This is a genomic window from Calditrichota bacterium (assembly GCA_013151735.1).
Lineage (GTDB): Bacteria > Zhuqueibacterota > JdFR-76 > JdFR-76 > BMS3Abin05 > BMS3Abin05.
In genome coordinates, this window is the sequence record JAADHR010000066.1 from 44,413 (window position 1) to 54,887 (window position 10,475).

Consider the following 10,475-nt stretch of genomic DNA (forward strand, 5'->3'; position numbering starts at 1 on the left):
AAAGTACCGGGGATTTATTTTTTAAATTATTTTCTTTTCCTCTTGATTTTTTCCTCTGGATTTCTTACACTATTTGCTAACCTACCAGGGTAAATTTAGAGAAAATGGGTGACGGATTATTTCACCCTGAAATCACTCAAAAAATACCCTGTTTTCTTCTGCATCACATTCATTATAACCGGGAGTACAGCAATGTATATTTGGGGCCTTCACATTATCGATTGGTTGGTGATTATTGGCTATTTTGTGGGAATGGTTTACATCGGCAAATGGGCCAGTAAGAAGGTTGTAAATACAATGGATTTTTATCAGGGGGGGCGCAGTTTCGGCAAAATTCTTTTTTCATTCTTGAATTTCGGGAATATCACCAGCTCGGATCAGGCCGTTGGTGTCACGCGCGAAATTTACAGAGAGGGGATGTCAGGGCTGTGGTTCCAGAATATTGTTTTATTTATTACGCCGTTTTATTGGTTTAAATCCATTCTTCAACGCCGTGCCCGGTACATTGCCGCCGGTGATATTTACATTCATCGTTTCGAAAGCAAATTTCTGGGAGGCCTCTACGCTTTTTACATTTTGATGATGGCCATGTATGGCGGCTCAATGGGGTACCTGCTTACCGGAAAAACCATGCAGGCGCTTATGGTAAAACCTCCCTCGGAATATACGCTCGCCGAAAAACAAAGTGTGGCTGACTTTAAGGAATTTAAGGCCCTGGAGCAGAAACAGTCCTTCCAGAAATTAACCCCGGCCGAACAACAGCGCTATAATTATTTATTGGAACGTAAAAAGCGAAACGAAATTCACGGGTACATTTCCTATCTGCCATTGGTCGAATTCTACTTTCTTTATGGGGCCATTGTTGCCACCTACACCATTTTGGGGGGGCTTTTTGCGGCCGTTGTCACCGACGTGATTCAGGGCCTTCTCATTGTGTTCCTCTCGCTTATTTTGATTCCGGTGGGATTGGCCCACATTGGGGGATTTGCGGGACTTCATGCTCACGTTCCCGATTATCTGTTTGATTTATTCGGAGGGGCAGCCACCTCCCAATACACCTGGTATTTTGTTGCAGCCATGGCCACAGTCAATCTTGTGGGGTTACCTCCCTCGGATTTTACGACGGGAGGGTCGGCAAAGGATGACATGTCCGCTCGAATGGGCATGATGATCGGGTCCTTTTCCAAGCGTTTTATGATGATAGGCTGGGCACTTACCGGGCTAATCGGGATCGGACTTTACGCCGGGAAGCTTTCTGATCCGACCATGATTTGGGGGCGCATGACTCACGATTTGCTGGGGGTCGGATTAATTGGTTTGATGGTGGCTTCAATTATGGCGGCAAATATGTCGACGATTGATTCGCAAAGTCTGATGTGGTCCGCTGCCTTTACCAAGAATATTCTGCTGCCTATTAAGCAGAATATTACGGAAAAAACGCAGGTCATTGTGGGGCGTGCGGTTATTCTTGTGGTATTGCTGGCAAATGTCTATTTTGCCACCAAGGTAAACGATATTTTTGTGATGTTTCGGTATGTTCTTTCTATTGGAACCATCATTGGCCCTTCTTTGTGGCTGGTGTATTTCTGGCGGCGCTTAAACACAAAGGCCGTTGTAACTCAAATGCTGCTTTCTATTTTAATTACAGTGCTTCTCCCAAACGTGGTACCGACGTTTCGTTCGGCCACTCACAGTTCATACCTAACCCAACAGACGACCGCTAAAACTGTTCAGATTACCACAAAAGCAGTGGAAAAAGATGTTAAGGAAGGCCGGGCCAAATATGTGGGGCAAAAAATCAAGAAAACACAGATCATAAATCCAACGGCTCTTTTTTTTGAGAAAGTCGTTCGCGAAAATCCGGAGGATGAAACCTCTCCGCTGGTGGGGGTTGGGGCTTTCCGAACGGAGCTGTATTTGGTCTCCCTGATGGGGGTTCATTTGAAAAACATGACGCGTCCTCAGCTGGATACGATTTCATTTGCCTTTGATATTATCTTTCCCTTCATCATTCTCTTCTTAATCGGATTCCTGTCCCGCCCGAATTCGGAAAAGGTGCTGCGTGAATTTTACGCACGCGTGCACACCCCCGCTGTGGCCGATAAAGAATTGGATGCCCGGCTGGTTCAGGAAGCCGTTGACAACCCGGAAATTGTGGAGCGGAAAAAGCTTTTCCCCGGCACGAGCTGGGAATTCTGGAAGCCCTCCGCCCTGGACATCTGGGGATTTGTGGCATCCTGGTTTGTGGTGGCCTTTATCATTTTTCTGTACTGGGTCCTGGTGCACATCGGAAGCTAAAATAAAAGGTGTTCTCCCACGAATGAACACGAATTTTCACGAAGAGACGAAATAAAGTTAAAATTTGTGTTAATTCGTGCAAATTCGTGGGAGATATTTGGCCCACGAATGGACACGAATTTTTACGAAGAAAGGAATGGGGTTTAAATTCGCGGCAATTTGTGCAAATTCGTGGGAGATTTTCTTAATTCGACCCGGGCAATAATTCCTTGTTTTGAAATTATTTGTTGCACGATCTGTATTTTTAAATTATATTAGTTCTTAGTTCATCTTCTCTTTAAATACACGCTTCAATCTTTATTTCCACCTCTCGATTTCGTGCTTTGGGGAAAGATAAGCGATTATTTAATCGATTCCTTAACCCATGTGTTTGTGAGACGTCCATGATTTCCATTCTCCTGATATCCATTCTTTTTCAGCTATTGGCTGTATATTTTGCTCTGAGGTTAATAAAAACCACCGGAAAGTTAAATGCCTGGCTGTTGCTGTCGCTGGCATTTGTTCTGATGGGGCTGCGCCGATTTTCCAGTCTGATTGGAACCTATTTTCCCCAAACGGAATTTTTGTTTGGACACGAGGTGGCCGAGTCCATCGGGCTGGTGATTTCGATTGTGGTTTTTGTCGGTGTCATTTTGATTGCCCGGCTCTTCCGGCAGGCCCAAGCGGATTCCGACCGGGCAAAAACAGCCGCACACGATTTGGCCATTTCAGAGGCCCGGTTTAAAAATCTTCTGTTAAATGTTCCCGCGGTAACCTACACCCTTCTTTTTAAAAAAAAGATTATTTTTCATTATATCTCTCCGGTTCTCCGCGAATGGACAGGAAAATCTCCGGAAGAGCTCTATGCGCGGCCATCGCTCTGGAAAAAATTGGTTCCATCGGACGATCAAAACCGGCTAAAAGAGTTGCTGATAGAAAGTTTTAAAACGGGACGGAAATTTACCAGTGAACATAAAATTCTGTCAAAATCCGGTGACTGGATTTGGGTACGAAATGAAGCCTTTCCGGATGTTCATCCACAAAGCAAACAAAAACAGCTTCACGGCATTCTGACCATCATTTCTCATCAAAAGGAATTCGAATTACGGATTAATCGATTAAATTCAATCCTCGAAACGGTTAACAGAATCAATCGTCTCATTGCAAAGGAAAAAGATATTTCCGCACTCCTCCGGAATATTTGTGAGATTCTCACGCGAACCCGGGGGTATTTTTCAACCTGGATCGCCTTGATTGATGAAACGGGAAAATTTACCGGGTTTGCAGAATCGGGAATCGGAGACTCTTTTCAAAAACTGACCGAGCAATTGAAAAACGGACACATTCCGCCCTGTATTCAGCGCGCGCAACAGGCATCGGAAGGGATTCTTATTGAAGATGTGGAAAGCTTTTGCCGCGATTGTCCCCTTTCGGACAGTTATCTCTCCCATTCGGTCTGGGTGGCCCCTCTTTTATATGAAGGGCAATTATTTGGATTTCTTGCTCTTGCCATTCAAAAAAATGTGGATCATCCCAGAGAGGAAAAGGTCCTCTGGGAGGAGATCGTTTCGGATATCTCCTACGGGCTTCATGAGCGTGAGCTTGAAGATAAAAGACGCTTGATGGAACAGGCCCTTCAGAAGAGTGAAGAGCGGTTTCGTTCCATCGTCGAAACCTCCCAGGAGGGTATTTTTATTGTGGATTCGGATTACCGGATTATCTACTGTAATCAGGAAATGGCGCACATATTGGAACGCCCGGAAGCGCAGATTCTGAACCATGATTTTCGGGAATTTTTGGATGCGGAAAGTATTCCCATTGTGGAAGACCGGTACCGCCGCCGCCAAAAGGGCGAAAAAATTCCCGCACGGTATCAATTCAAAATTATCCGAAAAAGCGGTGAAGTACGGTGGGTTGAAATCAGCGCAGCCGTCATTAACAGCGGCACGCCCCACGTCCAGACCATTGCAACCCTCCTGGACGTAACCGATCAGATCAAGCTTCAGCAGCAATTTCTGCAGGCTCAAAAAATGGAAGCTGTCGGACGGCTGGCCGGCGGAGTGGCTCACGATTTTAATAACATTCTGACGGCGATCAACGGGTATGCCCAGCTTTTGTTGAGTGAAATGGAACCGGAAAATCCCTTGCGGGAGGACGTGGAAGAAATCTACAAGTCAGGGAATCGCGCGGCGGCCCTGACCCACCAGCTCTTGGCGTTCAGCCGGCGGCAGGTTTTGGAACCTCAGATTCTTTCGCTGAATGATGTCATTCAGGGATCAAAGCGAATGATTCAGCGGATGATTGGTGAAGATGTTGAATTGGTTTTTCATCCCGATGAAAATCTCGGTACGGTCTATGTTGACCCGGGTCAGGTCGATCAAATCCTGCTCAATCTGGCAGTCAATGCCAGAGATGCCATGCCAGATGGGGGGCGGCTGATTGTTGAGACGAGCAACATTTCGTTAGCCGAGGCGTACACGGAGCGTCATGTCAGTGTGAAACCGGGCGACTACATTCTTCTGGCTATCACAGATACCGGTCAGGGCATGTCCAAAGAGATCATGGAACACATTTTTGAACCCTTTTTTACCACCAAAGAAAAGGACCGGGGGACCGGATTAGGGCTTTCCACGGTCTACGGAATTGTCAAACAAAGCGGGGGACACATCTGGGTGTACAGCGAACCCGGGAAGGGCACAACCTTTAAGATCTACTTTCCCCGGGTGGATGCTCCGCGCAACGCGGGTAAGAACGAGAGCGTTTCCGACCAGGCGCTGCGGGGCACGGAAACGATCCTGGTTGTGGAGGACGAAAAGAATGTCCTGGAGGTGGCTTCCCGAAGCCTCTCAAAATTGGGCTACACGGTTTTGACTGCCCCCAACGGAAAAGACGCCCTGAAAATTGCTCGTTCGTATCCGCGAAAAATCGATCTGATACTGACAGATGTGGTTATGCCGAATATGCCGGGAGACCAACTTATTCGGGAAATCCAAAAGTTTCGCTCCGACTTCCGGGTCCTGTTTATGTCCGGGTATCCGGACCGGGCCATTACCAAAAATGGTTTTTTGAAAAACGGACTATTTTTTATTCAAAAACCATTTACCCCGCAACGAATTGCCCGTAAGGTACGCGAAATCTTAAATCGGAAATAAAGGAAAGCGCCTTGTGCCACAACGGAATTGTCAGTACAAGAAACTGCGCCGTATGACTTTCTTTTTTTGAGGCATGGATTATTTTTTAAGCGCGCTCTGGATGGAGGTTACGTTCTGTTTTCCGTGTTCGAAACGAACGAATGAATGAGAGTTGATTTTTACCGAAAGATTTCCTATCTTTATTGGAATTTAACTTAAGTGAAAAAGCAGATACAGGAGGAGAAAAATATGACATCCGTGAAATTGTGGCTTCGGGCAAGTCGCCCCTTTTCATTTACGGCATCGGTAACACCTGTTCTTTTGGGAAGTGCGTTGGGCTGGTACCTGGGATATTTTAACATCCTTTATTTTGTGGCCGCCTTATTCGGAGCCCTGCTCCTGCACGCCGGTTCCAATCTAATTAGCGACTATTACGATTACAAAAAGCAGGTGGACCGTGAGGGCACGCTTGGAGGAAGCGGTGTTTTGGTAGAAGGGCTGTTGCCTCCCCGGTCGGTTTTTTGGGCTGGACTCGTCGCCTTTGCGACGGCAACCCTGATCGGTGTCTATTTGATTTCTGTGCGCGGATTACCCATTCTGGTTCTGGGTCTCGTTGGCATGTTGGGTGGTTTTTTCTACACGGCGGATCCCGTTGAGTACAAATACAAGGCCTTTGGCGATGTGGGTATTTTTCTGCTTTTTGGCCCCCTGATGGTTCTGGGTGCTTTTTATGTTCAGACCGGTTACCTGAGCTGGTTTCCGGTGTGGGTGTCTCTTCCCATTGCCCTGCTGGTAACGGGTATTCTTCATGCCAACAATTTCCGGGATATCCGAAACGACGCCGTTGCCGGCATCCGGACGTTTGCAATGGTACTGGGTGAAAAGGGATCGGTCGTGCTCTACAAAACCATGGTTATTCTCGCGTATGCCATTACCATCGGACTGGCGGTTGCCAGCGTCATTCCATTGTGGGGTTTTCTTGTACTGCTGTCTCTGCCTTCTGCAATCAAGGTTTTTCAGGTCATTCAGGGTAAGGACGTCAAGGGCCAAAATGGGGTGGCCATGGCCGATGTTTTAACGGCTCAACTGCACATGCAGTTTGGAATTCTCCTGACCCTGGCCTTTATCCTGGCCCGAATCATCTAAAAAATGGCAGAGTCTGCACACACACAAAAAGCGGATTTGATTTTCGGTTTGGTTCTCGCCACCGGATTCTGGTTTGAGCTTTTCCGGTGGCGGGCAGCCAACTTTTGGTGGTCAATGGCCGTTTTTACCGCATTGCTGTCCATTTATTCTGTCTGGCGAAAACCCCGTTTATTTTTTCCAAAGCCTTCGGTAAAACAGACCCTTCTTATCGGACTGGTTTCGGCCAGTTTGCTGTACGCTTTTTTTTGGGCGGGCAACTGGGCAACCTCTTTTCTGCCGTTTCAGGCGCAGCAAATTCAGGCCGTTTACCAGAACAAACAGGAGGCCTCCTTCGGAATTATCCTCCTCCTGATGGTTTTGTTCATCGGCCCGGGTGAGGAGATTTTCTGGCGCGGATTTGTTCAATCAACTCTGGAAGACTGGGCAGGGAACACGTGGGGTTGGCTGCTGGCCAGTGCACTTTACGCCGCTATTCACATTCTTACCGGCAACGTGATGTTGATCGGCGCGGCTGCTACGGCGGGCCTCTTCTGGGGCTGGCTGTATCTGCGTTATAAAAATTTGTACGCCAACATTCTGTCCCACGTCCTGTGGGATGTGGCTATTTTCCTTATCTGGCCGATTCATTAAAGAGATTGCAAAATAGGGCCGAAACCCGGGAAAAGGGGGGCTTATTCGGAGAGGGCAGGCTCTCCCTGTTTAGACTATTGTTTGCTTGATGCCCAGATTTTGGCAATACCATCGATAAGCATTATGGCAGAAATAGAACCCAAAATTGCCGGAATGATGGAGATATTATTAACCGTCCAGACCCAGTTGCCAAACACCGCTGTACCAAGCCAGGCACCAATCCAGGCCACAATAAGTTCAAACCAGTATCCTCCCGAGGTCTTAACTTTAAGAACAAACCACCATACCACTGATATTACGATAGCAATTATGGTCAGCCAAAGCCATGATAAAAATGGCATAAAAACAATTCCAGATTGCATGTTGAATCACCTCCTTTTATTGGTGTCAACATCATTAGAACATGTTTAAGGAAAGCCTGCCACTTTTGTGAATAGATCTCCGAAATGGGTGTGATCTATTTAGTGTATTCACACGCTAAATCCTATGCAGAGAATCTAAACGAAAACCAACACATTTTTGAAGTATAGCTCTCGTGGCGAACCCGCCGCAGGAGGGTCAGGAAATCCCTGTTATTTAAGATGTCAGCGAGATTGCGGGCCGCGGGGCATTTTCACCGGTGACGCTTTGCTTCCCCCAACAGCACGAAATCCATATTACAGAAGATCTTTGTTTGACTACTACCTATTTTTCTAAAAATTAAACATTAATTGATGTTTTGTCAAGTAGAATTCTTACAAGATGCATATTTTTGGATCGAAAAACCCTTGTATTTTTAGGTGAGATATGTTAATTTCTAATTCAGATTATGCATTGATACAATGATCCTCGGGATAACGATAAATCACAGCGAGCGTGTCAGGCCCGTGAAATCCCGGTGGCATTGAAAAAAGAGCGATTTAAATGAGTGGATTGACATGAGTGATCAAAAAATTCGTATCGGCATTGTAGGGGCGGGGGGAAACACAAAGGCCCAGCATATTCCCAGGTTGCGGGCGATTGAGGGTGTTGAAATCGTCAGTGTGTGCAACCGCAGCCGGGAATCATCGGAAAGGGTCGCGCAAGAATTTGGAATTCCAACCGTTTATGAAAACTGGCTGGAGTTGGTGGAAGCGCCGGATACGGATGCCATTGTCATCGGAACCTGGCCCTATCTGCATGCGCCGGTAACGCTTGCGGCGTTTCGGGCGAACAAACATGTTTTGTGTGAGGCCAGAATGGCCATGACGGCCCGGGAGGCCCACGAAATGTGGGAGGCTTCCCGGCAAAAGCCCCACCTGGTCGCGCAAGTGGTACCGTCGCCATTTACACTGCATGTGGATGCCACGATTCAGCGCCTGATTAAAGAGGGTTTTCTGGGTGAGATTCTTGCAATCGATGTCCAGACCAACGGCTCATTTGTCGATCGGGAGTCGCCGTTGCACTGGCGCCAGAATGCGGACTTAAGCGGATTGAATGTGTTGAGTTTGGGGATTTGGTACGAAGCGATGATGCGCTGGGTGGGAGAGGCAACGGAGGTAATGGCGATGGGGAAGGTGGCGGTTCCCCTGCGAAAGAACCCGGATTCGGGGGTGCTTCAGGCTGTGCGTCTTCCCGACCATGTGGATGTGATTGCAAAAATGGCGTGCGGCGCCCAGGCACATTTTGGGTTTTCGTCCATTCGCGGACTGGGCGGATCCGATGCCGGAACGCTGTTTGGAAGTGAGGGCACCCTTCGATTTTCAGAAGGAAAGCTTTTTGGCGGGCGCCGCGGCGATTCCGCGCTGAAAGAAATCCCCATTCCGCCGTCCGAGCAGGGCGGATGGCGGGTAGAAGAAGAATTTATCGGCGCGATTCGCGGCAAAGAAAAAATTACCCGTACCTCATTTGAAGACGGCGTAAAATACATGGAATTTACCGAAGCCGTGGCCCGAAGCATAGCCGAAAAGCGGGCCGTGTCGTTGCCGCTTTAAAGATTTGATGCGCTTGCCAGGGGGTCAGATCCCTCGCAAGTCTGCATGGTTTTAAGATTTTAGAACGACTAAAGAGCTCACTCTTGAAACTGCGAAATACACAAACGTCACGAATAAGATTTCAATAAAATCAATCTGTAAAAATTTGTGGAATTAGTGGGCAGAGGCTTCTTGGAGCAAACTCACTAAAATTTAAGGGAAAGAGATGGCTTCAAAAAATCCGCATCTGAAGGGAAAAAGGATTGATCCCAAACCCATTACAGGCGGCCTGTCCCTGACGGAATTGATGGACCGCAGTTTTTGGGCATATAATGCCGCCCGTTTAAAGGAAGCCGCCCAGCTCTTCACCCAAAAAATGCTGGAACCGGACGTGACGATTGGCATGAGCCTGACCGGCGCCCTTACCCCTGCGGGCATGGGCATTTCAACTATCATTCCCCTGATCAAAGCCGGATTTGTGGACTGGATCGTCAGTACGGGAGCCAATCTTTACCACGACGCCCATTTCGGAATGGGACTCCCCCTGTACAAGGGAACGCCCTTTGTAAATGACGTCGATCTGCGGGATAAGGGGATCGTACGGATCTACGACATTTTTTTTGATTACCACGTCCTGTTGGATACGGATGCCTTTTTCCGGCAGATCATTTCTCAGCCCGAGTTTCAGCGCGAGATGAGCACGGCAGAATTTCACCACTTGTGCGGAAAATACCTGCTGGAGCGGGAAAAGGTTCTGGGTTTGCAGGAACGTTCGATGCTGTCTGTGGCGTACCAGTACGACGTGCCCGTTTACACTTCGTCGCCGGGGGACAGTTCCATCGGGATGAATGTTGCCGCAATGGCCCTTTCGGGGAATCAATTAAAGATCGACGTTTCCCGGGATGTAAATGAAACCGCCTCAATTGTCTGGGAAGCCAAACGCACCGGGGGAAAAAGTGCCGTATTCATTGTGGGAGGGGGATCGCCGAAGAATTTCATGCTGCAAACAGAGCCGCATATTCAGGAAGTGCTGGGTATTTCCGAAAAGGGACACGATTACTTTTTGCAAATTACGGATGCCCGCCCCGATACCGGAGGGCTTTCCGGCGCCACACCCAGTGAAGCGGTGAGCTGGGGGAAGGTGGATCCTGAAAAACTGCCGGATGCTCTGGTCTGTTATGTGGATTCTACCGTGGCACTTCCCCTGATTACCGCGTACGCACTGGCCAATCGTGAAACGAGGGAACCCAAAAGGCTGTTTCAAAAACGGGAAAAAATGGTCAACGATTTGAAGGCATTCTATTTAAAGAAGTAGGCGCAGGCTTTATGCCTGCGGGGTTTTACGGGAAGACGCACCCGT

General features: G+C 48.0%; 7 protein-coding genes. 6 read left to right on the forward strand and 1 reads right to left on the reverse strand.

Going from position 1 to position 10,475, the window contains the following annotated elements; translation table 11 throughout:
* The first annotated feature begins 192 nt into the window (after positions 1–192).
* The 4 genes from GXO76_04715 (at position 193) to GXO76_04730 (ending at position 7,184) form a co-directional block, all read left to right on the forward strand.
* A complete protein-coding gene (locus GXO76_04715; protein ID NOY77152.1) occupies positions 193–2,298 on the forward strand; it encodes a sodium:solute symporter family protein in 2,106 nt (701 codons plus the stop codon).
* 383 nt (positions 2,299–2,681) lie between these two features.
* Positions 2,682–5,429, forward strand: a complete 2,748-nt coding sequence (locus GXO76_04720) for a PAS domain S-box protein (GenBank protein ID NOY77153.1) — start codon at positions 2,682–2,684, stop codon at positions 5,427–5,429.
* Positions 5,430–5,657: 228 nt separating this feature from the next.
* Positions 5,658–6,554: a 1,4-dihydroxy-2-naphthoate octaprenyltransferase gene (gene menA, locus GXO76_04725; GenBank protein NOY77154.1), complete on the forward strand. Its 897-nt coding sequence runs from the start codon at positions 5,658–5,660 to the stop codon at positions 6,552–6,554.
* 3 nt (positions 6,555–6,557) lie between these two features.
* Positions 6,558–7,184, forward strand: coding sequence for a CPBP family intramembrane metalloprotease (locus GXO76_04730; GenBank protein NOY77155.1), 627 nt, complete (start codon positions 6,558–6,560; stop codon positions 7,182–7,184).
* Positions 7,185–7,258: 74 nt separating this feature from the next.
* Here the strand turns inward: GXO76_04730 and GXO76_04735 are convergent, their stop codons facing one another.
* On the reverse strand, positions 7,259–7,546 hold the full coding sequence (locus GXO76_04735) for a GlsB/YeaQ/YmgE family stress response membrane protein (protein NOY77156.1): 288 nt from the start codon (positions 7,544–7,546) through the stop codon (positions 7,259–7,261).
* 555 nt (positions 7,547–8,101) lie between these two features.
* Between GXO76_04735 and GXO76_04740 the strand changes: the two genes are divergently transcribed.
* The gene (locus GXO76_04740; protein ID NOY77157.1) at positions 8,102–9,136 is read left to right on the forward strand and encodes a Gfo/Idh/MocA family oxidoreductase; all 1,035 of its coding nucleotides are present in this window, start codon (positions 8,102–8,104) and stop codon (positions 9,134–9,136) included.
* A gap of 205 nt (positions 9,137–9,341) precedes the next feature.
* Positions 9,342–10,430: a deoxyhypusine synthase gene (locus tag GXO76_04745; protein NOY77158.1), complete on the forward strand. Its 1,089-nt coding sequence runs from the start codon at positions 9,342–9,344 to the stop codon at positions 10,428–10,430.
* Positions 10,431–10,475 lie beyond the last annotated feature (45 nt).